The sequence below is a fragment of the Tardiphaga sp. OK245 genome, from assembly GCF_900108575.1.
GTDB lineage: Bacteria > Pseudomonadota > Alphaproteobacteria > Rhizobiales > Xanthobacteraceae > Tardiphaga > Tardiphaga robiniae.
On record NZ_FNWZ01000002.1, the window covers coordinates 905,878 to 929,797 of the forward strand.

The following is a 23,920-nucleotide window of genomic DNA, read 5'->3' on the forward strand; positions in this document are numbered from 1 at the left end:
CACCGCGTGACCTTGCCATGAACGCCAACCTGTTTTCTCGCCTGTTCGACAAACTCGACGATGCCTCGCGTCTCGCGATCGAGACGCCCGAGGGCAAGCACATCAGCTATGGCGATCTGATCGCGCTGGCGGGCCAGATGGCCAATGTGCTGGTGGCTCGCGGCGTCAAGCCGGGTGACCGTGTCGCGGCGCAGACCGAGAAGTCGGTGCCCGGTCTGGTGCTGTATCTGGCGACCGTGCGCGCCGGCGCGGTCTATCTGCCGCTCAACACCGCCTATACGCTGAACGAGCTCGATTACTTCATTACCGACGCCGAACCGTCGCTGGTGGTGTGCGATCCCTCCAAGGCTGAAGGCTTCGCCGCCATTGCGGCCAAGGTCGGTGCGAAGGTCGAGACGCTGGGCGCCGACGGCAAGGGTTCGCTGACCGATGCGGCAGCGAAAGAGAAGCCGGACTTCAGCACGGTCGAGCGCAAGAACGAAGATCTCGCCGCGATCCTCTATACGTCGGGCACCACCGGCCGCTCCAAGGGAGCGATGCTGGGCCACGACAATCTGGCGTCGAACTCGCTGAGCCTCGTTGAATACTGGCGTTTCACCAAGGACGACGTGCTGATCCACGCCCTGCCGATCTATCACACGCATGGTCTGTTCGTGGCGAGCAATGTGACGCTGTTTGCGCGCGCGTCGATGATCTTCCTGCCCAAGCTCGATCCGGAACTCATCATCAAGCTGATGGCCCGCGCCACCGTGCTGATGGGCGTGCCGACTTTCTACACGCGTATCCTGCAGTCGCCGAACCTGACGAAAGAGACTTGCAGCCACATGCGGCTGTTCATCTCCGGCTCCGCGCCGCTGCTGGCCGATACGCATCGCGAATGGTTCGCGCGCACCGGCCACGCCGTGCTGGAGCGCTACGGCATGACCGAAACCAACATGAACACGTCTAACCCTTATGACGGCGAGCGCGTGCCCGGTGCGGTCGGTTTCCCGCTGCCCGGCGTCTCCGTGCGCGTCACCGATCCGGAGACGGCCAAAGAACTCGCGCGCGACACCATCGGCATGATCGAGGTGAAAGGGCCGAATGTGTTCCAGGGCTATTGGCGGATGCCGGAGAAGACCAAGGCGGAGTTCCGCGACGACGGGTTCTTCATCACCGGCGACCTCGGCAAGATCGACGCCAAGGGCTATGTCCACATTCTCGGCCGCGGCAAGGATCTGGTGATCTCGGGCGGCTTCAATGTCTATCCGAAGGAAATCGAAAGCGAGATCGACGCCATGCCCGGCGTGATAGAAAGCGCCGTGATCGGCGTGCCGCATGCAGATTTCGGTGAGGGCGTCACCGCCGTGGTCGTGAGCGACAAGAAGACCGCGATCGACGAGGCCTCCGTGCTCAAGGCGCTGGATGGCCAGATCGCCAAGTTCAAGATGCCGAAGCGCGTGATCTTCGTCGACGATCTGCCGCGCAACACCATGGGCAAGGTGCAGAAGAACGTACTGCGCGATAGCTACAAGGATATCTACGCGAAGTAGGTCCTCGCACGATCCCTCGTGGTGAGGAGGCGCGCAGCGCCGTCTCGAACCATGAGATGCTATGTGTGGCCATACCCTAGATCACATGCTCCGGCGCGAGCGCGCAGGCCGAATTCGGGTCCATCTCGATCTGGATCGTCGCGTGCTCGATGCCGAAGTCGCGCTTCAGGCGTGCGGCGACTTCTATCAGATAGGCATCGCCGGGCGCGCCTGACGGGATCACCATGTGACAGGTCAGCGCCACTTCGGTGGTGCTCATCGGCCAGATATGCAGGTCGTGCACCTGCGCGACGCCGGGGCATTGTTCGAGGTAGCCGCGCACGGCAACGGGGTCGATGCCGCGCGGAACGGCGGCGAGCGACATCGCAGTGGAGTCGCGCAAGAGGCTCCAGGTGCCCCAGACGATCAGCACACAGATGACGAGGCTGGTCAGGGCGTCGATCCACAGCCAGCCGGTGAACATGATGACGATCGCGGCAATGACCACGCCAACCGAGACGGCAGCGTCGGCGACCATATGCAGATAGGCGCCGCGGATGTTGAGGTCGCTGTTGCGGCCGGAGGCAAACAGCCAGGCGGTCACGCCGTTGATGACGATGCCGATGGTCGCGACGATCATCACGGTGATCTCGGCCACGGGTTCGGGATTGAACAGTCTTAGTACGGCCTCCCAGGCGATGGCACCGACGGCAACCAGCAGGAACACGGCGTTGAAGAGCGCTGCGAGAATTGAGGACCCGCGCAAACCATAGGTGAAGCGCGGCGTCGGCGCGCGCTTCGACAGCACAGCTGCGGTCCATGCCGCGATCAGCCCGAGCACATCCGAGAGATTGTGCCCGGCATCGGCCACGAGCGCCATCGAGCCGCTGGCATAGCCGTAAATCGCCTCGATGACGACGAAGACGGTGTTGAGGCTGATGCCGATGGCGAAGGCCATGCCGAAACTCGCGGGCGCATGCACATGCCCGCCGGGACCGTGGGAATGACCGGCGTGATCGCCTTGCGCGTGGTCGTGGCCGGCATGGTCGTGTGTGTGACCGTGGTCGTCATGATCGTGATGTGAGTGCGCCATCGGTGTTCCGTCGCGTGGTCTGACGGCATCCATAGCAAGTTATGATCCGGATACTATTACGGTAGCTGTTGTGCGTCGGCCGCTCTGATTTACGGGGTCATATTAGAGCGATGACAAACCGGCTGCCGACGATGAATAGATAAATTCCAAACGCCATTTCCAGCGCGCGCTTCGACATCGCATGTGCCGCCTTCACGCCGAGCGGTGCAACCAGCAGGCTGGTCGGCATCACCAGCAGCGCGCCGATCAGCGAGACATAACCGACAGCGAAGGGCAGCTGCAGCGCTGCGACGTCGGGAAAGCGCGCAGCGGCCGGCCAGCCGGCATAGATGTAGCCGATGGCGCCGGGGATCGAGATCAGCACGGCGAGTGCTGAGGATGTCGCCACCGCCTGATGGATAGGCCGGCCATAAAAGGTCATCAGCAGATTCGAGAACAATCCGCCGCCAATGCCCATCAGTGTGGAGAGGAGACCAACGAAGAAGCCGTAGATCTTCATCAGCGGGCCGTCGGGCAGGTCGTTACCGAGTTTCCAGCCGTCGCGCGCGAGCAGCAGCCTTGCCGCCGCGGACCAGGCGACGGCAACGAAAACGATCTTGAACAGCCGCTCGGGGGCATAACGCGCTGTCACGCTGCCGATGACGACGCCGATCAGGATCGGCCACCACCACTTCCGCAGGATCTCCATATCTACGGCGCCGCGGGCCATATGGGCACGGAAGGACCGGATCGAGGTCGGGATGATAATGGCCAGCGAGGTGCCGATACAGAGCGGCATCCGTACTTCCAGAGGCACTCCGGCGATGCGGAAACACTCGTAAAATACGGGGACCAGGATGGCGCCCCCGCCTATCCCGAAGACACCCGCCAGGAAACCGGCCAGTGCGCCGACGGCAATAAGAAGCGCCGCCAGTTCGACAATCTCGGTTACATTGAGCCCAGCCATTCCCGCCCCGATTGCCATTTGCTATCGCATCATGAAGTTCTCATGAATCGCGCTTCACCAAGGCTGTCAGCAACAAGCCCGGCAACTGTCAATACCCGCAAATGCAAGGCTCATTTGAAGCTCTGAACGATTGTTCGGAGTATGTCATTTCGCGATTGCACTGGTTGTTTTGAGTTCGTAAATAGAATTGCTCTACGCGATCCCCAATCGGGCACCGTCTGCCCATTAACCTGTCAAAGTTGCTAAATGACCGCTCGGATCGAACGACCCCTTTCGCCGCATCTGCAAGTGTACCGCTGGACCCTGACGATGGCGTTGTCCATCGTGCATCGCGCTACCGGCGTCGCCTTGTATTTCGGCACCTTGCTTCTTGTCTGGTGGTTGATCGCCGCTGCGTCCGGCCCAGCCGCCTATGCCCATGTGCAGGCCTTCACAGGCAGCATCATCGGTCGCCTGATCGCATTCGGCTACACGTGGGCGCTGATCCATCATGCCATGAGTGGGATCCGCCATCTGGTCTGGGATCTCGGCTACGGATTCAAGCCATCCGAGCGCGAATGGCTCACCTGGGCCGCATTGATCGGCGGCATCGGCATCACCATCCTGCTCTGGATCATTGCCTACGCGATCGGAGGCGGACGATGAGCGGCTCCAATTCGCCCAAGTCGGTGCGCACGCCGCTCGGTCGCGTTCGCGGTCTCGGCTCCTCGCATTCGGGCACATCAGACTTCTGGCGTCAGCGCCTGACTGCAGTGGCCATGCTACTTCTGCTGATCCCTGTGATCTTCATCGTGATGTCGGTTTTCAGAAGCAATCAGGCCGGCGTCGCGCAGGTCCTTGGTTCGCCTATTGTCGCCATCGTCATGTTGCTCTTCATCGTTGCCAGCATCTGGCACATGAAGATCGGCATGCAGGTCGTGATCGAAGACTATGTCCATGACGAGAAGATCAAGCTGATCTCGATCATCGGCAACAATTTCTTCTCTGCCGCTGTGGCGCTGGCATCGATCTACGCCATCCTTAAACTTTCATCCGGAGTGTAGCGCATGGCCGTCAACGGCACTGGCGCGAACGGCGTTGGCGGCCCCGCCACCAACGGCCACGCCTATCCCATCGAAGATCACACCTATGACGTCGTTGTCGTTGGCGCCGGCGGCGCTGGGCTGCGTGCGACCGTCGGCTGCGGCGAAGCTGGCCTGCGCACCGCCTGTATCACCAAGGTGTTCCCGACCCGCTCGCATACGGTTGCAGCACAGGGCGGCATCTCCGCCTCGCTCGGCAACATGCACGAGGATAACTGGCGCTGGCACATGTACGACACCGTGAAGGGGTCGGACTGGCTCGGCGATCAGGACTCCATCGAATATATGGTGCGCAACGCGCCCGACGCCGTTTACGAGCTCGAACACTGGGGCGTGCCGTTCTCGCGCACCGAAGACGGCAAGATCTATCAGCGCCCGTTCGGCGGCATGACCATGGATTACGGCAAGGGCCAGGCCCAGCGCACCTGCGCGGCCGCCGACCGGACCGGTCACGCCATGCTGCACACGATGTACGGCCAGGCCCTGCGCCACTCGGCCGAGTTCTTCATCGAATACTTCGCCATCGATCTGATCATGGACGATCAGAACGTCTGCCGCGGCGTCATTGCGCTCAAGCTCGACGACGGCACGCTGCATCGCTTCAAGGCGCAGACCGTCATTCTCGCCACCGGCGGCTATGGCCGCGCTTACGCCTCCTGCACTTCGGCGCATACCTGCACCGGTGACGGCGGCGGTATGGCGCTGCGGGCTGGTTTGCCGCTGCAGGACATGGAATTCGTTCAGTTCCATCCGACCGGCATTTACGGTTCGGGCTGTCTCGTCACCGAAGGCGCGCGCGGCGAAGGCGGTTATCTCGTCAATGCCGAAGGCGAGCGCTTCATGGAGCGCTACGCACCGTCGGCCAAGGACCTTGCTTCGCGCGACGTCGTTTCGCGCGCGATGACCATCGAAATCCGCGAAGGCCGCGGCGTCGGCAAGAAGAAGGATCACATCTTCCTTCATCTCGACCATCTCGATCCTAAGGTGTTGGCCGAACGTCTGCCAGGCATCTCCGACTCGGCACGCATTTTCGCCGGCGTCGATGTCACCAAGGAGCCGATCCCGATCGTCCCGACGGTGCACTACAATATGGGCGGCATCCCGACCAACTATCACGGCGAAGTCGTCACCAAGAAAGACGGCGACGACAATGCGGTGGTGCAGGGTCTGATGGCCGTGGGCGAAGCTGCCTGCGTGTCGGTGCACGGCGCCAACCGTCTCGGCTCCAACTCGCTGATCGATCTCGTGGTGTTCGGCCGTGCGGCCGCGCTGCGCTGCGCTGAGAAGCTGACGCCGAATGCCAAGCAGCCCGACCTGCCGAAGGACTCGGCCGACCGCGCGCTTGGTCGTCTCGATCACTACCGCTATGCGAAGGGTGGCACTTCGACCGCGAAGATCCGCGAGAACATGCAGCATGTGATGCAGACCAACTGCGCCGTGTTCCGCACTGGTGAAGTGCTGAACGAAGGCAAGGAGTTGATCCACAAGGTGTATGGCGGTATCGGCGATATCGCCGTGTCTGACCGGTCGCTGGTGTGGAATTCGGATCTCATCGAGACCCTCGAATTCGACAACCTGATCACTCAGGCCATCGTCACCATGGACTCGGCTGCGAACCGCACCGAGAGCCGCGGCGCGCATGCGCGCGAGGACTTCTCGGATCGCGACGACAAGAACTGGATGAAGCACACGCTGGCGTGGATCGATGGGGGCGGCAAGACCACCATCGATTATCGCCCGGTGCACGACTACACGATGACCAACGACGTTCAGTACATCGTGCCCAAAGCGCGCGTGTACTAATGATGACAGCGAAGGCTTGAGAGAATGGCTGAGTTCGCACTTCCGAAGAATTCCAAGATCACCGGCGGCAAGGAATGGCCGAAGCCGGCCGGCGCCACGCAGACGCGCGAATTCCGCGTCTATCGTTGGAATCCGGATGACGGCAAGAACCCGTCGGTCGACACCTATCACATCGACACCAACGACTGCGGTCCGATGGTTCTCGATGGTCTGATCTGGATCAAGAACAACATCGATCCGACGCTGACCTTCCGCCGCTCTTGCCGCGAAGGCGTCTGTGGCTCCTGCGCCATGAACATCGATGGCCAGAACACCTTGGCCTGCACCCGTGCGATGGACGAAGTCGACGACGGCGCCATCAAGGTCAATCCGCTGCCGCATCAGCCCGTCGTGAAGGACCTGGTGCCGGATCTCACCAACTTCTACGCCCAGTATGCGTCGATCGAGCCGTGGCTGAAGACCACCACGCCGACCCCGCAGAAGGAATGGAAGCAGAGCCATTCGGACCGCGAGAAGCTCGACGGCCTCTACGAATGCATCCTGTGCGCCTGCTGCTCGACCTCGTGCCCAAGCTATTGGTGGAACAGCGACCGCTTCCTCGGTCCGGCTGCCCTCCTTCAGGCCACCCGCTGGGTCAAGGATTCGCGCGACGAAGCCACCGGCGAGCGCCTCGACAATCTCGAAGATCCGTTCCGGCTCTATCGCTGCCACACCATCATGAACTGCGCCAAGGCGTGCCCGAAGGGTCTCAACCCCTCTGAAGCCATCGCCGAGCTGAAGATGAAGATGGTCGAGCGTCAGGTCTGACGTTTTAAAGGATCCGGGTTTGCCGATCAGGACACCGGTCTGCGCAAGCAGGCCGGTGTTCTTTTTGCTCACGATTTAAGCATACTGCCTCTTCGAACCCGATCCCTCGGAGCCGCGGCGCTATTTCTCGTTGAAAAGGGGACTCGCCAAGGTTGGCACGGGCTGTGCTAGCCTGTGCCTGATAATTGATCAGGGGGAGTTTTTCATGTTTCGTCAGCTGGGTTTGAGCGTCATGGCGGGTGCAGCGCTGTTGGCGTCTGCGCTATCCGCGAGCGCCGACACCGATGTCAAATTCGCGCTCGACTGGAAATTCGAAGGTCCGTCCGCGCCGTATTTCGTTGCGCTCGACAAAGGCTACTACAAGGCCGAAGGCCTCAACGTGACCATCGACTCCGGTCCAGGCTCGGTCGCCGGCATCGCGCGGGTTGCGGCGGGCACCTATCCGATCGGTTTCTTCGACATCAATTCGCTGGCGCGCTTCCGCGACCAGAATCCGGACAAGGACGTCAAGGGCGTCCTCATGGTCTACGACAAACCGCCCTTCTCCATTGTCAGTATTGCGAAGTCGGGCATCAATTCGCCCAAGGATCTCGAAGGCAAGATCCTCGGCGCGCCGGCGCCGGACGGTGCATTCGCGCAGTGGAAGGCCTTCGTCAAAGAGAACAAGATCGACGACAGCAAGGTGAAGATCGAGAATGTCGGCTTCCCGGTACGCGAGCCGATGCTCGCCGACGGCAAGGTCGATGCGATCACCGGCTTCTCGTTCTCGTCCTACTTCAACCTGATGTCCAAGGGCATCGCCGAGAAGGACATCAAGGTGATGCTGATGTCGGACTACGGCATCGTGCTTTATGGCAACGCCATCATGGTGAACCCCGAATTCGCAAAGGCCAATCCGAAACTCGTCGCTGGCTTCGTGCGCGCAACTGTCAAAGGCATCATCGACACCATCAAGGACCCCGACACGGCCATCAAGTCGGTGATGAAGCGTAACGAAACCGCCGACGAGAAGATCGAACTCGCCCGTCTCAAGATGTCGCTGAAGGACAACTTCGTGACACCGTGGGTGAAGGCCAATGGCGTCGGCGGCATCGACGAGAAGCGCATGACGGACGCTATCGATCAGATCGCCGTGACCTACGAGTTCAAGAATCCGAAACCGAAGGCGGGGGATCTGTTCACGTCGGAATATCTGCCCCCGGCCGACGCACGCAAGTTCTAAGCGCCACGACAGAAGGTCAGGTCGCCGCGCATGGAAGCGTTCGTAGATATCGACGGCGTCACGCTCAAATACCGTGGCGCCTCGGGTGACATTGTCGCGCTTCAGGATGCGACGCTCAAAGTCCAGCGCGGCGAATTCGCCGCGGTGGTCGGCCCCTCCGGCTGCGGCAAGTCCACCTTGATGCGGCTCGTCACGGGCCTGCACAAGCCAACGGCCGGCACTATCGCCATCGACGGCAAACAGGTGACGGGACCGGTCAAGATGGCCGGCATGGCGTTTCAAAACGCCAATATGCTGCCGTGGCGTAAGGTGATCGACAACGTCCTGCTGCCGCTCGAAATCGTTGAGCCGCATCGCTCGCAGTTTCGTTCCAAGAAAGTGGAGTTCCGCGCCAAGGCCGAGCAGCTTCTGGCTACTGTCGGTCTCGCCGGCTTCGGCGACCGCTATCCCTGGGAATTGTCCGGCGGCATGCAGCAGCGCGTGTCGCTGTGCCGCTCGCTGATCCACGAGCCGGCGCTGCTGATGCTCGACGAGCCCTTCGCCGCCCTCGACGCGTTCACGCGCGAGGAGCTGTGGTGCGTGCTGCGCGATCTCTGGCAGCGACTGGGCTTCACGGTGATTCTGGTGACGCACGATCTGCGCGAGGCGGCGTTCCTCGCCGACAATATCTACGTCATGAGCGCGCGCCCCGGTCACATCGTCCAGATCAAACCGGTGGATTTCCCGCGCCCGCGCGATCTGCAGGTGACCTATGAAAAGGATTTCGGCGACATTGTGATGGAGCTGCGCATGAAGATCGCACAGGTGCGCCAGTCATGAACCCGCGGACTCTTGAAAAGCTTTCGCCCTGGCTCTTCACCATTGCCATCTTCCTGGTCTGGGAGCTGGCCTGCATCGTCTTCAAGGTTAACACGTCGGTGCTGCAGCCGCCATCGGCCGCCTTTGCGGCGATGTTCAAACTCTGGCGTGTGTTTCTCTATCATTCCTGGGTCACGCTCTGGGTGACCATGGTCGGATTTGCCCTGGCTGTGGGCTTCGGCATCATTCTCGGTCTCGTCGTGGGGTGGTCGCGGGCGATCTATCGCGGGCTCTATCCGGTGATGATCGGCTTCAACACGATCCCGAAGGTCGCCATTGTCCCGCTGCTGATCCTGTGGTTCGGCATCGGCGAAGTGCCGGCAATCGTCACCGCCTTCCTGATTTCGTTCTTTCCGATCGTGGTCAATATCGCCACGGGTCTGGCGACAACCGAGCCGGAACTCGAGGACGTGTTGCGGGCCCTCGGCGCTGGCAAGCTCGACATTATGCTCAAGGTCGGCATTCCGCGTGCGCTGCCATATTTCTTTGGCTCGCTGAAGATTGCTATCACCCTGGCATTCGTCGGTACCGTCGTGTCGGAGACGCTCGGCGCCAATGCCGGGCTCGGCTACCTGATCGCGCTGGAGGGCGCCAGCTTCCGTATGGCGAATGTCTACGCCGCCTTGCTGCTGCTCGCCTTTGAAGGCGTGCTCATGTACGCGGTCTTCGCGGGGATCGAGCAGCATTTCACCAAATGGGCCTTCCGGTCGCAAATGAGCGCGGCCGGCTAACGCCACAGGACCTCCTCCCGGCTACGGCGGGTTCCCGCCCGCGGAGCGGTTGGTGAGACACCGCCCTTGCGCTAGACTGCAGGGAGTCGGGCAGGTGCTGTGAAGACCGAACACCAAAATTCGTTGAGAACGCTGCAATGGATGATGGCTGCATCGCTGGCCCTTCCGCTTGCACTGTTTCTGTTCGCGGCGGCGACGTCGTGGGTGTCGACGCGCGAGATCGCCGACCGCGAGATCGAGCGCGCGCTCGATGTGGCGCACGAACACGCTTTAAAGGTGTTCGAGACGATCGACCGCAGCCTGTCGGAAATGAACGAGATCGTACGCGGTAAATCCGACGACGAGCTGCGTGCGCAATCGGACCGGATGGCGGGCCGGCTGAAGCAGCTCACCGATGCGCTGCCGCAGTTGAAGTCGGTCTGGGTGTTCGACAATAAAGGCCGGGCGCTGGTCAACAGTCTGGATCTGACGCTGCCGGATCTCGATTTCTCTGATCGCGATTACTACAGGGTCCATATCGCAGGTGATGCCGGCACGTTTATCGGTCAATCATTGTTGCCGCGCCCGCCCTATCAGGGCGCGGCGTTCTTTGGTGTGAGCCGCAGGCGGGTCTCGGCCGATGGCAGCTTCACTGGTGTGGTGCAGGCCTCTGTCTTTCCGGAATATTTCGATCGTTTCTATGCGCGCATCGGCCACGATGCCGGGAGCTTCTTTGCGCTTGGTCTCACCGATGGTTCGATACTGGCACGATATCCGCAGCTCGATCGTGAGGTGCGTCTCGATCCCAAGGGGCCGGTGGGGCGCACCCTGTCGGCCCATCCTGCTGGAGGACTGGTCACGCTTGTCTCGCCCGGCGACAATGTCGAGCGCCGTATCGGCTATCAGCAGCTCGCCGGCTATCCGGTCTATGTCGCGGCAGGTCTTGAGACGTCAGCGATCCGTGCGCGCTGGCTGCGCACCATCAGCTATCATCTGATCTTCGGCGTTCCTGCGACGGCATTGCTGTTCCTGTTGCTGGCATTCGCGATCCGTCGCACCCGCCGGCTTAATTTCGAAGCGATGAAACGGCGTGAGGCCGAAGAAGCGCTGAAACATGGCCAGCGGCTCGAAGCACTCGGCCAGTTGACTGGCGGCGTCGCGCATGACTTCAACAATTTGCTGACCGTGATCCGCTCGTCAGTCGACTTGCTGCAACGGCCCGATCTCTCGCCGGATCGTCGTGCCCGCTACATTGCAGCGATCTCCGAAACAGTGAATCGCGCCGCCAAGCTGACAGCGCAATTGCTGGCCTTTGCGCGGCGCCAGACGCTGAAACCTGAAGTATTCGACGTCGGCCAATGCGTGCATTCGGTGAGCGAGATTATCGGCACGCTGACGGGGGCGCCCATCGAAATTAGGACGCATGTGCCCGATGAGGCGTTGTTTGTGGATGCCGATATCGGCCAGTTCGAAACCGCGTTGATCAACATCGCGGTTAACGCGCGCGATGCCATGGCGGGCGAGGGGCGGCTGACGATCGCCGTCAGCGCGGCAGAGCAAGTCCCTGTTGCGCTTGCCCTGAGGTCTGACGGCTATGTGGCGATCTCAGTATCCGACACTGGCAGCGGTATTCCTGCCGATCAGTTCGAGCACATCTTCGAGCCATTCTATACGACCAAGGAAGTCGGGCAGGGCACAGGCCTCGGACTTTCGCAGGTGTTCGGCTTTGCCAAACAATCCGGCGGTGAGGTCGTGGTCGCCAGCGAAGTCGGCAAGGGCAGCACTTTCACGCTTTATCTGCCGCGCGTCTCCGGCGACAGCATCGCGCCGGCGCTGTCGGCGAGCGAAGCACCCGTCGTCGATGGCCACGGCATGTCGGTGCTGGTGGTGGAGGACAATCGCGACGTCGGGACTTTTGCGACCGATGCGCTGAGCGAGCTTGGCTACACCACGGTGTTGCGGCCGAACGCTCAGGAAGCGCTCGTCGAACTCGCCCGTCATGCCACGCACTATGACGTCGTGTTCTCCGATGTCGTGATGCCTGGAATGACCGGCATCGAACTGGCGCAGGAGATTCGAAAACTCTATCCGGATCTGCCGGTGGTGCTGACCTCCGGCTACAGTCACGTGCTTGCGCAGAACGGTACCTTCGGGTTCGAGCTGCTGCATAAGCCCTATTCGATCGAGCAATTGTCGCGGGTGCTCACGAAGGCCGGCACCTGGCGCAAGGCTCAGCGCGAAGCCGTCTGAGTCGCCGGGAACCCTCGGGAACCTTTTGATTTCCTTGGCGTTATCGCGCCATGAGCAAACATTCCGTTAACGAAGTCAAACCCGCACCCGCATCCGACGCGAAGGGGCCGATTGTCGGGGTCGTCGATGAGGCCGGTAAGCATATCGAGCCGCCGCCGCCTGAAGTGGTCGAACCCGATCCGGACCTTACGCCGGAAGAGGCCGAGCAGGTGCGCAAGGATTATCTACTGACGCGGTTCTGGATCAGCGCGAGCGGCTTCTGGGGCAAGTCGGGCGACAGACTCGCTTGGATGTTCTCGGTCGGGCTGCTGCTGCTCATCGTCGCCAATGTGGCGTTTCAATACGGCATCAATGTCTGGAACCGCGCGATCTTCGACGCCATCGAGAAACGCGATGCGGCCAGCGTGTTTCATCTCACTGGCGTGTTCTTTCCGCTCGCCATCGGCAGCGTGTTGCTGGGTGTCGCGCAGGTCTATGGCCGCATGGGTATCCAGCGTCGCTGGCGCGCATGGCTGACCAATTCTGTGGTGTCGCGCTGGCTCACCAGCGGCCGCTATTATCAGCTCAATCTTGTCGGCGGCGATCACCAGAATCCCGAATATCGGATCGCCGAGGATCTGCGCATCGCGACCGATTCGCCCGTCGACTTCGTCTCTGGCGTCATCGCGGCATTTCTCTCCGCCACCACCTTCATCGTCGTGCTGTGGACCATCGGCGGCGCGCTGACGCTGACTGTGGGCGGCAGTCTCATCACCATTCCCGGCTTCCTTGTCATTGCCGCGATCATCTATGCGGCCATTGCGTCCGGCTCGATCATGGTGATCGGCCGGCGTTTCGTGCAGATCTCCGAAGACAAGAACCAAGCCGAGGCCGAGTATCGCTATGCGCTGACGCGCGTGCGCGAGAACGGCGAGAGCATCGCGCTGCTCGGCGGCGAGGAAGAAGAGCGCGACGGCATCGACAAGACCTTCGGCAATGTCCTCAGGCAATGGGCACGTCTCGCCGGACAGCATATGCGTACCACGTTGGTGTCGCAGGGCTCGAGCCTGATCGCGCCCGTCGTACCGCTGTTGCTGTGCGCGCCGAAGTTTCTCGACGGCAGCATGTCACTCGGTCAGGTGATGCAGGCGGCGTCTGCCTTCACCATCGTGCAAAGCGCATTCGGCTGGCTGGTCGACAACTATCCGCGCCTTGCCGACTGGAACGCCTGCGCGCGCCGCATCGCCTCGCTGATGATGTCGCTGGACGGCCTCGAACGCGCTGAACTCGGCGACGGTATCGGTCGTATCAAGCGCGGCGAAACGACGGATGAGACGATGCTGAGCCTGCATGATCTCTCCGTGACGCTCGACGACGGCACTGCCGTCGTCGGCGATACCGAAGTGAAGATCGAGCCTGGCGAACGTCTGCTTGTCGCGGGCGAGTCCGGCACCGGCAAAAGCACGCTGGTGCGTGCCATTGCGGGCCTGTGGCCATGGGGCGGCGGTAGCGTCAATTTCCATCCGGACCGGAGGCTCTTCATGTTGCCACAGAAGCCCTATGTGCCGTCAGGCACCTTGCGCCGCGCAGCCGCCTATCCCGCGGCGTCGGAAGACTGGACCGTCGAGCAGATCGGCGAGGCCCTCGACAAGGTCGGGCTCGGCCATCTCAAGGAGAAGATCGAGGAGGATGCGCCGTGGGACCAGACACTGTCCGGCGGCGAGAAGCAACGTCTCGCTTTCGCACGGCTCTTTTTGCACCGCCCTGATATCATTGTGCTGGACGAAGCGACCTCGGCGCTGGACGCGAAGAGCCAGGACAAGATGATGGAGCTGCTCACCAAGGAGCTGCCCAACGCCACGGTGGTATCTGTCGCGCATCGCGTCGAGCTTGAAGCCTTCCACAGCCGCAAGATCGTGCTGGAGCGCCGCAAGGGCGGCGCCAAGCTGGTCAGCGACATCGATCTCATCCCGCGCAAGGGTAAGCGCCGTCTGCTCGGCCGCTTCCTGCGCCAGCGCAAGCCGGCCAGGAGCGCGGCATGACACCAGGCGCTATGAGGTGCTTGCTGCGTGTTTCGACTTAGAAGAAGTTGATCTTCAGCGCCGGCGACAGGAAGATCGCAATATTGGCGAAGAGCCCGCCGGCATAGGCGGCTGAGCGCAGCGACGATTTATCCGCGATGTACAGCAGCGCGTGCGCAATCCGAAACGCGAGATAGAGCACGGCCAACACGCTCACGGTCGTCGCCGATGCGCCAAAGTTCAGCGCGGCGATGACCGAGACAGCGTAGAACGGAAAGCTCTCGAAGGCATTCTGGTGCGCAGCATAGGCGCGGCGTTTGGCACCTGAGAGGTTCTCGGCGCTGTCGCGCGGCGCGCTGTTATCGCGCGATCCCGCTTTGGCATAACCAATAATGATCAGCGGCAGCAGTGCAGCAATCAGAATGCTCCAATAGGCGAACGGCATCGAAATCCCCCAGGTCAAATAGTATGGCCAAACTGCGTCTTGATGGGCGGTTCCTGTTCCGCTGTCAAACCCGCCTTCATCCGGCCCGTTGTCGCGGAACATCGCATCGATCGCGCCGTTGTTAGTTCAACCCCAAGGGAGACAGATGATGGCCAATGACAATACCCGTGATATCGAACGTGCCTGGGAATTGATGAAGAAGATCGGCTTCGCCATGCTGGTGACGCATGATGGCGACAAGCTGCGAGCGCGCCCGATGGCTGCCTATGTGGATCGCGAAGCCGATGCGGTCTACTTCCTCAGCGATGCGCGTAGACACAAGGATGATGAGATCAAGCGCAATCCGAACGTGAATCTCTCTTTCGCAGATGCGAGCGATCAGAAATATGTCTCGGTGAGCGGCACTGCTGCCGTCTCGAACGATCGCGCCAAGATCAAGGAGCTGTTCACCACCTCCGCAAAAGCGTGGTGGGACAGCGCGGAAGATCCGAATATTAGTGTGCTGAAGTTCACGCCTGACGACGCCGAGTTCTGGGACTCGCCGGGCACTGTGATCAGCTATGTGAAGATGGCCGCTGCGGCTGTGACTGGTACGCGTCCGGACATCGGCACCAACCGTAAGGTCGCAATCTAGATGCCTAAAGACGATTCACCCGGCATCGATCCCGTCGAGGATCCGCCGATCAAGCCCGGTCAACCCTCCGAACCGCCGCAGGAGAGCCCGCCAGGCAATCCGCGGCCCGAGGTACCGCCGCCGGTGCGCGATCCCGGTGAGCCGTCGCGACCCGAAGAGTTACCTGGAGATGTGCCTGATGAGATGCCGGTGCCAAATCCTGATATCAATCCGGGTCAGCAGCCGCCTGCAGTGATGTAGTGAACTACAGATCGATGGCCTGAACGCGCAATGAACAAAGCGCGTTTGGGCCATTGTCGTGTCGAAAATAAAAACGAATTTGCATTTGCCTGTCGCCACATTCCGGCCCAATGCATATCAGTTGATCAATGTGCCGATTTGTTCGGCCGACAAAAAATCAGTTTGTTGAAGATCCTTATCCGGGGGCCCAAGGTCTATCATGACAAAACTTCGTCTCGTATTGCTGGCCACGACGACGCTCGGCGTTGCGCATATCGCAGCGACCGCTGCTTATGCGTCGAGTGTCGATGCGCCGATCGTGCTCGCGCAGGCCGCACCTGCTGCGCCTGAAGGTGAGCCCAAGGCTCCCCCGAAGGCACCACCCAAGGCTCCGCCAGCTGCTGCGCCTCCCGCCGCTGCGCCGCCAGCCGCACGCCCTGCGCCGCCGCCACCACCGCCGGCTCCTCCTGCTGCGCGTCCCGCGCCTCCGGCACCCCCTGCTGCGCCGCCGCCTGCGGCCGCACCTCCGCGCCCGACACCGCCGCCACCCCCACCACCTGCGGCCGCTCCGCCGCCGCGCCCAGCTCCGCCGCCGGCTCCCGTCGCGCCTCCGGCCCCGCGCGCCGCACCTCCAGCGCCCACCGCTGCGCCTGTAGCTCCGTCAGCGCCAACGCCGCCCGCTGCGCGTCCCGAACGTCGCGAGCCCGGCGAAGGACGTCCTGAGCGCCGTGAACCCGGTGCAACGCCGCCGGCCGGCGCACGTCCCGCGCCTGCAACGCCACCAGCCGCGGCGCCGGCAACACCGCCTGCCGCGCGTCCGGCACCTGCTGCTGCGCCGACACCGGCTCCAACACCGGCGACGCCGCCAGCGACTGCGACTCCCCCTGCGGCAACGCCTCCTGCAGCAGCACCGGCGCCGTCGGCAGCTCCGGCTGCGCCGGGCACACCGCCTGCTGCGGGTGCGCCTCCGTCTGGTCGCCCCGGTGGCCCTGATGGCCGTGGTCCTGACGGACGAGGTTCGGATGGCCGCCGTGGTCCTCCTGGTGGTCCGGGCGCAGGCGCGCCCGGTGCACCCGGTACGCCGCCCAACGCTGCTGCGCCCGGTGTCACGCCGAACGCTACGGCGCCCGCCGCTGCGCCGCCCGCGAGCACTGCTGCACCTCTCGTGGTCGCCCCCGGTGGCGGCAATATCAAGGTCGTGCAGCCGCCCGCACCGACCGTGACGGCACCGATCCCTCAAGCGCCGCCGCCCGCAGTAGCGCTGACGCCGATCGCACCGGGCGCTGCCCCCCAGGGGCCGCGCAACATGGGCGATTTCCGCGGCCAGCGCAGCGAGCGCCAGGAAGGCGGTCGCACGATCATCACCGAGCCTGGACGCATCATCGTGCAGGATCCGAGCGGTCAGTCGTTCATCCGCCACAACGAGGTCGATCGCTTCCGCTACGGCGCGCGTGACATCCGTACGGACCGGGTCGGCGGTGAGGACCGGACCATCGTGATTCGTCCCGACGGTTCGCAGATCATCACGGTGGTCGGCCGCGACGGTCAGCTGCTGCGACGTATCCGCAGGGACCGTGAGGGACGCGAGATCATCATCATCGATAACTCGTTCCGCGGTCCGCGTGGCCCCGGCGGTCCGGGTGGTCTCGGCTTCTATGTCGATCTGCCGCCGCCGATGATCCGGATTCCGCAGAACCGTTACATCGTCGACTACGATCAGGCCTCGCCCGATCTTGTCTACGATACGCTGATCGCGCCTCCGGTGGATCGCATCGAGCGCCGCTATACGCTCGATGAAATCCGCTACAGCCCGATGGTGCGCCAGCGCATGCCGTCGATCGATCTGGACTCGATCAACTTCGAGCTAGGCTCGTGGGATATCCCGCCGGATCAGGCCTCGAAGCTGCAAGTGATTGCAGATGGTCTCAACCGGGCGATCTCGCGCAATCCACGAGCGGTGTTCCTGATCGAGGGTCACACCGATGCGGTCGGCTCCGACGTCGACAATCTGTCGCTTTCGGATCGCCGCGCCCAGTCGGCGGCTGAATTGCTCACCCAGCAATTCCAGGTGCCGGCGGAAAACCTGACGTCGCAGGGTTATGGCGAGCAGTATCTGAAGATCCAGACCGACGGTCCGGAGCGCCAGAACCGCCGCGTCACGATCCGCAACATCACGCCGCTGTTGAACGGCGGTCAGGCGTCGCTACCCCCGCCGCCTCCAGGTACCGCGCCGCCGCGTCGCTGAGCGGTTTGATATGAAAGAAAATGGCCGGGAGCGATTCCGGCCATTTTTGTTTTTATAGTACGCTGCTGCCAATGGCTTCCCTCCCTCAAGCGGCATAGCCGCGCAGTGGGGAGGGGCGGCCGATAGGCCGGGATGGGGTGTCTCCGCAATTGAGAGCGCCGTGTGCTGCGCCAACCCACCCGTCACGATACTCGCTGGACGCTCGCATCGCGCCACCCTCCCCATTGCGCGGCTGAGCCGCTTGAGGGAGGGAAAGACGCTACTACTTCGCCGCCAATCCCAACGCATCCGCCATCACGCGAAACACTTCCGTATTGTCCATCGAACCCTTCACACGGTCGCTGCCGGGGCCGGTGGCGGTGAGGATTACGTCCTCGCCGGAATGCACGCTGGCGCCCATCATTGCCGGCAGGTTGCCGAGCCGCAGCATACTGCCCGGCGCATTCTTGTATTTCTCGTTGGCCTTGAAGGTACCGGGCTCGTCGCCCTTCTCGGTCGGATCGTTGGGGTTGTCGAGCTTCGGCCGCAGCGTCTCATAGTGGTCGGGCAGGCTGGCCGACATGATCGCGAGCCGCCGGCTGACATCGATGCGCGATGGATAGCCTTCGGCATCCGGTGCGGGATAGTTCGGGAAGCCGGCCTTCTCATAGACGCCAAGCCGTTCGCGCAGCGGCAGGTTTGACTCCTTGCTCATGTCGTCATTGACGGTGCCGACCAGGCTGTTGGGATGGCTGTGGTCGGAGACGACGAGGATGAGCGTGTCGTCGCCACGCTTGGCTGCCCAGTCGCGGGCGAGCTGCACGGCATTGTCGAGCATGATGACGTCATAGACGGCGCGGTCCATGTCGAGCAGGTGGGCGTATTTGTCGATCAAGCCGGACTCGACCATCAGGAAGAAGCCGTTGTCGTTACGCGACAGGATCTTGAGCGCGCCATGCACCTGCTCGGTCAAATCAGGCTGCTGCGGAAATTTCTTCACGCCGCCGCCGCCGAGAAACTTGCGGTCCAGCACGCCGTCCATATTGCCAGGCGTAAAAAGTCCAAGCAGCTTGCGCGTCTCCGACTTCTTGGCGAGGCCGTTCAGTTCGGGCGCCGTGGTCGCCACCGAATAACCGGCATCGCGGAAGCGTGCGACATAGTCGACGTCATCCTTGCGCTTCGATGTCGCGGCCGCCTGCGGCAGGAAATTCGCTGCGCCGCCGCCCATCAATACGTCCGGCCTGGCCGCAAGGAACTGCGCAACGATCTCGTCATAGGCCGCGCGGCGGCGGGTATGCGCGATCATCGCGGCGGGTGTCGCGTCCTCGACCTCGGTATTGGTGACAATGCCGATCGCCAGATCGAGCTTGCGCTTCGCGAGGCTGGTGATGGTTTCGACCTGCGGATCGTCGAACACATTCGCGGTGCGATCCGCATAGACGCCCATCGCATTGGTTGCGGTCTTGTGGCCGGTGGCATAAGCGCTGGCCGAATTGGCGGAGTCGGTGATGATGGAGTCGGAGCCCGCCGTTGCTACCATCGCCATATGCGGCATGTCGTCCATCGCGAGCTTGCCGCGGCTCTTGCCTTCGGTGATGCCCTTCGAAAGAATTCTGGCGCCGACGCGGTGCGCCAGCGACATACCGTCACCGATAAACAGGATCACGTTCTTCGCCTTGCGCGGGCCGGTGTCGTAGACGTTCCACATCACCGCGCGGCTGCGCACGCCGTCGCTGACTTCGATCTTGTAAGTCCCGGCTTTGTCGAGCGTTACGTCGCGCAGCAGCAGCGCGGACTGATCCTTGCCGTCTTCCTTCGCGATGTAGTCCGCGGTCTTGCCGAACGCCGCAGTCTGGTCGGCGCCGTTGATCGTCACCTTGATGTCGGCGGCCTGAATAAGTTCGGGAAACTCGACCTTGAAGTCGAATTTCGCGCCCGCAAGGATATCAGCGCGGTCGAGCGGATAGATCGTCTGCGCGCAGATTGGCGCGCTCATGAAAAAAGCCGCAAACGCGGCCAGCAACGACGTGTTTCTCATGGTGGACGTCCCGAGCGAGAGCCTGCGTGAGGCGATGTCCTTCCAATATAACGGCCGGATGACGTGACGACGACATCCGGCCGTTTGATCTTATAGTTCGAGCGTCTCCGCCGCGCCCTCAGTTCTTATCGTTGTCGAGCTTTGGAATGTTCGAGCCTTCGCCGGTGCTCAACAGGCCCGTCTTCGAATAGAGATCCAGCTTGGCGCGGGTATCGGTGATGTCGAGGTTGCGCATGGTGAGCTGGCCAATCCGGTCTGCGGGGGTAAACGGCGCATCCTCGACCTTCTCCATGCTCAGCCGCTCCGGCGCGTAGGTCAGGTTGGGGCTCTGGGTGTTCAGGATCGAGTAGTCATTGCCGCGGCGCAGTTCGAGCGTCACTTCGCCGGTGATCGCACGCGCGACCCAGCGCTGCGCCGTCTCGCGCAGCATCAAGGCCTGGGAATCGAACCAGCGTCCCTGATAAAGCAGCCGCCCGAGCCGCATGCCGCTGATGCGGTATTGCTCGATGGTGTCTTCGTTGTGGATACCGGTCACGAGGCGCTCATAGGCGATGTGGAGCAGCGCCATGCCGGGTGCTTCATAGATGCCGCGGCTCTTCGCCTCGATGATGCGGTTCTCGATCTGGTCACTCATGCCGAGGCCATGGCGGCCGCCGATGACATTGGCCTCGAGGAACAGCGCGACAGGATCGGTGAAGATCTGGCCGTTCAGCGCAACGGGCTGGCCATCCACAAACCGCACCACGACCTTCTCGGCCTTGACGGCGCAATCGTCGCGCCAGAACGGCACGCCCATGATCGGGTTGACGATCTTGATGCCGCTGTCGAGCTGTTCGAGATCCTTGGCCTCATGGGTGGCGCCGAGCAGATTGCTGTCGGTCGAATAGGCCTTTTCGGCTGACATCTTGTAGGCGAAGCCGTGGGCGGTCATGAAGGCCGACATTTCGGCGCGGCCGCCCAGTTCGTCGATGAATTGATCGTCGAGCCAGGGCTTGTAGATCTTCAGGTCCGGATTGGTCAGCAGGCCGTAGCGGTAGAACCGCTCGATATCGTTGCCCTTATAGGTCGAGCCATCGCCCCAGATATTGACGCCGTCTTCCTTCATGGCCGAGACCAGCATCGTGCCGGTGACGGCGCGCCCGAGCGGCGTGGTGTTGAAATAGGCGATGCCGCCGGTCGAGACATGGAAGGCACCGGCTTGAATCGCGGCTATGCCTTCATGGACGAGCTGGGCGCGGCAATCGACGAGGCGCGCCTTCTCGGCGCCGAACTCCATCGCCTTGCGCGGAATCTCGTCGTAGTCGGCTTCGTCAGGCTGGCCGAGATTGGCGGTGTAGGCGAAGACCTTGGCGCCCTTCTGCTTCATCCAGAGCAGCGCCGCTGACGTGTCGAGGCCGCCGGAGAAAGCTATGCCGACGTTTTTGCCCTTGGGCAGGCTCTTCAAGATCGTGGTCATGGAACGTCCAATCGGGGCAATTTCTGCGGCCAGCGATAGCCCGGCCGGGCAAAGCGCGTCAACGCGGCATCCGCTTGAGGCCGCTCAATCGTGGTGCTGCTCGGTGATCCGGTTGACGAAAGACGGCTTTGGCTGCCGCCCGATCATGCGCAGCCGCCAGCGATAGCCGGGCCAGGCGATCCTGGTCAGCCAGCGATCGATGTCCTCATCCGTCATCCGGGTCGAGGGCCAGCGGTAAATCCATCCGTGAATCAACCAGATAACCAAGAACGACACGAGGCCGGCGATGGTCACGTCGGTAAAGAAATGGCCGCCGAAAGCCATCCGCCAGCCCGAGGTGGCGATTCCGAACACCGTCGCTGCCACATAGGCGTAGGGCCGCACCGAGGGCGGCGCGAGCGCGGCCGGAGCATAGGTCCAGAACGCCGTGGCGCCCTCACCCGAGAAGAACGAGCAGTTGCGGCCGCATTGGCCGGTCGGATCCCACCACGCCTTGAACTGCCAGGGCCCGTTGAATTCCGTCACCATCACCGGCCGCGGCCGGCCCCAGAAGGTCTTGAAGGTCAGATTGGTCAGGACCCCGGCCGACATCAGCATGGTGAGGATCAGGAAGGCCATGGTGCGGCCCTTCACCAGCAGTGGCCGGTTCGGCCAGATCAGCTTCACGATCAGCGCGAGGATCGAGGGCGCGACAAAGGCCCATGCGATCCACATCGCCGCATCGCGGGCGAGCTGCGCATAGGGCAGCGACGTTGTCGGGAAACGCCTCGTCTCGGGGTCGTAGAACAGTGCCGCGAGCTTGAGGTCGAGTTCGGGCCAGACTCCGAAGATAATGGCAATGGCGGCAAACAGCCCAAGCGCGATGAGGAGTCCGGTCCGGTTCATGGCGGGCGGTTTAACCGAGGCAGGAGTTGAAGGAAAGGCAGTGCACTAGGGGCCGGCCGCGACATCGGGCTGCGGTGGCGTGCGCCGTGGCTGCCGCCATGCGCCGGCGTTGCGGCCGGCGATCACCCAGTAGATCAGCCCCGCGATGATGCCCGCGCCGGTCATGACTTCGAGATGGCGGCGGACGATGCCGTCGAAACTCATCGTGGCAGGGTCGTAGGGGATCAGGCCGAGATAGCAGGCGAGCCCGACCGCCGCGCCGCCGAGCGCATAGATGATGACGCTGCGAATATAGAAAGCCTCGGTAATAAGGACGACGAGCATCGCCGGAAGCAGCGCGAAGCCGCTGATGAAGATGAAGCCGAAGCCCAGCAGGACGTTGATCGTGTTAGGATCGATGACGCCGGTATCGAGCGCGGAGAGCTCCGGAAACAGGATCGAGAACACCACGATCGCGCCGCCGACGAGACAGGCGGCGCAGAAGCCGAGAAAGATGACGAACAGGCGGCCGATCAGCGCCATCGTCAGTCCGTCATCGCCATCGCGCGCAAAGCCTGACGCTCACGCGCCGACAGTTTCTCGGTCTCCGACTTCAACTGGCCGCAGGCAGCGAGAATGTCGCGGCCGCGCGGCGTGCGTACCGGCGAGGAATAGCCGGCATTGAAGATATATTCGGAGAACTTCTCGATCTGGTCCCAGTCGGAACATTCGTAGCGCGTGCCGGGCCACGGATTGAACGGGATCAGATTGATCTTGGCATGGATGCCCTTGAGCATCTTGACCAGCAGCTTGGCGTCCTCGAGCGAGTCGTTGACGCCTTTCAGCATCACATATTCGAAAGTGATGCGCCGTGCGTTGGACGCGCCGGGATAATCGCGGCAGGCCTGCATCAGCTGTTCGAGGGGATATTTCTTGTTGAGCGGCACCAGCTCGTTGCGCAGCTCATCGCGTACTGCATGCAGCGAGATCGCCAGCATGACGCCGATCTCGTCGCCGGTGCGCTTGATGTTCGGCACCACGCCGGAGGTCGACAAAGTGATACGCCGTCGCGAAATGCCGATACCTTCATTGTCCGACACGATCAGCAGCGCGTCGCGCACCGCATCGAAATTGTAGAGCGGCTCGCCCATGCCCATCATCACGATATTGGTGACGCGGCGGTTGCCGTCTGGCGTTTCCCTGTCGGCCCAGTCGTTGAGGCGGTCGCGGGCAACCATGATCTGGCCGACGATTTCGCCGGCCGTCAGGTTGCGCACCAGCCGCTGGGTACCGGTGTGGCAGAACGAGCAGTTCAGGGTGCAGCCGACCTGCGACGAGACGCAGAGCGTGCCGCGGTCGGTTTCGGGGATATAGACGCACTCGACCTCGTGGGCCTTCTCGCCGGCGGTACCTGAAGGCAGCCGCAGCAGCCATTTCCGGGTGCCGTCATTGGAGATCTGCTCGACCACGACCTCGGGCCGTGCCACCGTGAAATGCTTCTCGAGGTCTTCGCGCATGCCTTTGGAAATACTGGACATTTCGGCGAAGGTCTGGACGCCCCGGACATACATCCAGTGCCAGATCTGTTGCGTCCGCATCTTGCGCTGGGCCGGCGCCACGCCGATGGAACCGAGCTTTTCCGCGATTTCCGTGCGCGACAGGCCGATCAGGGACGGCTTGGCCAGCGGCACATAGGTCTCGGTGGCGATCTTCTCCAGCGGCATCTCGCCCGCGGGCAATGCGCGGGAAGCGTCGATG

21 protein-coding genes are annotated in these 23,920 nt (G+C 62.4%); 13 read left to right on the forward strand and 8 right to left on the reverse strand.

Annotation, left to right across the window (positions count from 1 at the left end; genetic code table 11):
- Nucleotides 1-17 precede the first annotated feature (17 nt).
- Entirely contained in the window at nucleotides 18-1,532 is a 1,515-nt protein-coding gene (locus BLW80_RS11010; RefSeq protein ID WP_093757928.1) for a malonate--CoA ligase, read from the forward strand.
- A gap of 76 nt (nucleotides 1,533-1,608) precedes the next feature.
- Here the strand turns inward: BLW80_RS11010 and BLW80_RS11015 are convergent, their stop codons facing one another.
- The gene (locus BLW80_RS11015; protein WP_502688593.1) at nucleotides 1,609-2,469 is read right to left on the reverse strand and encodes a cation diffusion facilitator family transporter; all 861 of its coding nucleotides are present in this window, start codon (nucleotides 2,467-2,469) and stop codon (nucleotides 1,609-1,611) included.
- A 232-nt stretch (nucleotides 2,470-2,701) separates the two neighbouring features.
- The gene (locus BLW80_RS11020; protein WP_093757929.1) at nucleotides 2,702-3,550 is read right to left on the reverse strand and encodes a sulfite exporter TauE/SafE family protein; all 849 of its coding nucleotides are present in this window, start codon (nucleotides 3,548-3,550) and stop codon (nucleotides 2,702-2,704) included.
- A 246-nt stretch (nucleotides 3,551-3,796) separates the two neighbouring features.
- Here BLW80_RS11020 and sdhC point away from each other — a divergent pair, with 246 nt between their 5' ends.
- From sdhC to BLW80_RS11065, 9 genes are all read left to right on the forward strand, one after another.
- Nucleotides 3,797-4,195 (forward strand): succinate dehydrogenase, cytochrome b556 subunit, encoded by a 399-nt coding sequence (gene sdhC, locus BLW80_RS11025; protein ID WP_068737900.1) that lies wholly within the window; start codon nucleotides 3,797-3,799, stop codon nucleotides 4,193-4,195.
- Nucleotides 4,192-4,593 (forward strand): succinate dehydrogenase, hydrophobic membrane anchor protein, encoded by a 402-nt coding sequence (gene sdhD, locus BLW80_RS11030; RefSeq protein ID WP_089266497.1) that lies wholly within the window; start codon nucleotides 4,192-4,194, stop codon nucleotides 4,591-4,593. The genes sdhC and sdhD overlap by 4 nt, the downstream gene beginning before the upstream one ends.
- 3 nt (nucleotides 4,594-4,596) lie before the next feature.
- Entirely contained in the window at nucleotides 4,597-6,435 is a 1,839-nt protein-coding gene (gene sdhA / locus BLW80_RS11035) for a succinate dehydrogenase flavoprotein subunit (RefSeq protein WP_089266499.1), read from the forward strand.
- Nucleotides 6,436-6,459: 24 nt separating this feature from the next.
- On the forward strand, nucleotides 6,460-7,242 hold the full coding sequence (locus BLW80_RS11040; RefSeq protein WP_068737894.1) for a succinate dehydrogenase iron-sulfur subunit: 783 nt from the start codon (nucleotides 6,460-6,462) through the stop codon (nucleotides 7,240-7,242).
- A gap of 205 nt (nucleotides 7,243-7,447) precedes the next feature.
- Nucleotides 7,448-8,464 carry an ABC transporter substrate-binding protein gene (locus BLW80_RS11045; protein ID WP_231078540.1) on the forward strand — a complete coding sequence of 339 codons (1,017 nt, stop codon included), beginning with the start codon at nucleotides 7,448-7,450 and terminating at the stop codon, nucleotides 8,462-8,464.
- Nucleotides 8,465-8,494: 30 nt separating this feature from the next.
- Nucleotides 8,495-9,283, forward strand: coding sequence for an ABC transporter ATP-binding protein (locus BLW80_RS11050; protein WP_089266501.1), 789 nt, complete (start codon nucleotides 8,495-8,497; stop codon nucleotides 9,281-9,283).
- A complete protein-coding gene (locus tag BLW80_RS11055; RefSeq protein WP_093757930.1) occupies nucleotides 9,280-10,053 on the forward strand; it encodes an ABC transporter permease in 774 nt (257 codons plus the stop codon). Before BLW80_RS11050 ends, BLW80_RS11055 begins: the two co-directional genes overlap by 4 nt.
- Nucleotides 10,054-10,152: 99 nt before the next feature.
- Complete coding sequence (locus BLW80_RS11060; RefSeq protein ID WP_093757931.1) at nucleotides 10,153-12,282, forward strand: hybrid sensor histidine kinase/response regulator family protein; 2,130 nt, start codon at nucleotides 10,153-10,155, stop codon at nucleotides 12,280-12,282.
- Between the two features lie 50 nt (nucleotides 12,283-12,332).
- Nucleotides 12,333-14,303: an ABC transporter ATP-binding protein/permease gene (locus tag BLW80_RS11065; RefSeq protein ID WP_093757932.1), complete on the forward strand. Its 1,971-nt coding sequence runs from the start codon at nucleotides 12,333-12,335 to the stop codon at nucleotides 14,301-14,303.
- A 37-nt stretch (nucleotides 14,304-14,340) separates the two neighbouring features.
- On the opposite strand, the gene BLW80_RS11070 is transcribed toward BLW80_RS11065, so the two are convergent.
- Nucleotides 14,341-14,829, reverse strand: a complete 489-nt coding sequence (locus BLW80_RS11070) for an MAPEG family protein (RefSeq protein WP_349633096.1) — start codon at nucleotides 14,827-14,829, stop codon at nucleotides 14,341-14,343.
- A 46-nt stretch (nucleotides 14,830-14,875) separates the two neighbouring features.
- Here BLW80_RS11070 and BLW80_RS11075 point away from each other — a divergent pair, with 46 nt between their 5' ends.
- The 3 genes from BLW80_RS11075 to BLW80_RS11085 all read left to right on the forward strand — a co-directional run bounded on the left by BLW80_RS11075 (nucleotide 14,876) and on the right by BLW80_RS11085 (nucleotide 17,825).
- A complete protein-coding gene (locus BLW80_RS11075; RefSeq protein WP_093758221.1) occupies nucleotides 14,876-15,361 on the forward strand; it encodes a pyridoxamine 5'-phosphate oxidase family protein in 486 nt (161 codons plus the stop codon).
- Nucleotides 15,362-15,601, forward strand: a complete 240-nt coding sequence (locus BLW80_RS11080) for a hypothetical protein (protein ID WP_089266509.1) — start codon at nucleotides 15,362-15,364, stop codon at nucleotides 15,599-15,601. It begins immediately after the preceding gene.
- 199 nt (nucleotides 15,602-15,800) lie between these two features.
- A complete protein-coding gene (locus BLW80_RS11085) occupies nucleotides 15,801-17,825 on the forward strand; it encodes an OmpA family protein (protein ID WP_093757934.1) in 2,025 nt (674 codons plus the stop codon).
- 262 nt (nucleotides 17,826-18,087) lie between these two features.
- Here the strand turns inward: BLW80_RS11085 and BLW80_RS11090 are convergent, their stop codons facing one another.
- From BLW80_RS11090 to rlmN, 5 genes are all read right to left on the reverse strand, one after another.
- The gene (locus tag BLW80_RS11090) at nucleotides 18,088-19,842 is read right to left on the reverse strand and encodes an alkaline phosphatase (protein ID WP_093757935.1); all 1,755 of its coding nucleotides are present in this window, start codon (nucleotides 19,840-19,842) and stop codon (nucleotides 18,088-18,090) included.
- Nucleotides 19,843-19,960: 118 nt separating this feature from the next.
- Nucleotides 19,961-21,298: an argininosuccinate synthase gene (argG, locus tag BLW80_RS11095; protein WP_093757936.1), complete on the reverse strand. Its 1,338-nt coding sequence runs from the start codon at nucleotides 21,296-21,298 to the stop codon at nucleotides 19,961-19,963.
- Between the two features lie 84 nt (nucleotides 21,299-21,382).
- On the reverse strand, nucleotides 21,383-22,183 hold the full coding sequence (locus BLW80_RS11100; protein WP_093757937.1) for a phosphatase PAP2 family protein: 801 nt from the start codon (nucleotides 22,181-22,183) through the stop codon (nucleotides 21,383-21,385).
- A 45-nt stretch (nucleotides 22,184-22,228) separates the two neighbouring features.
- Complete coding sequence (locus tag BLW80_RS11105; RefSeq protein ID WP_093757938.1) at nucleotides 22,229-22,705, reverse strand: hypothetical protein; 477 nt, start codon at nucleotides 22,703-22,705, stop codon at nucleotides 22,229-22,231.
- Nucleotides 22,706-22,707: 2 nt separating this feature from the next.
- On the reverse strand, nucleotides 22,708-23,886 hold the full coding sequence (gene rlmN / locus BLW80_RS11110; RefSeq protein ID WP_089266898.1) for a dual-specificity RNA methyltransferase RlmN: 1,179 nt from the start codon (nucleotides 23,884-23,886) through the stop codon (nucleotides 22,708-22,710).
- Nucleotides 23,887-23,920: the final 34 nt, after the last annotated feature.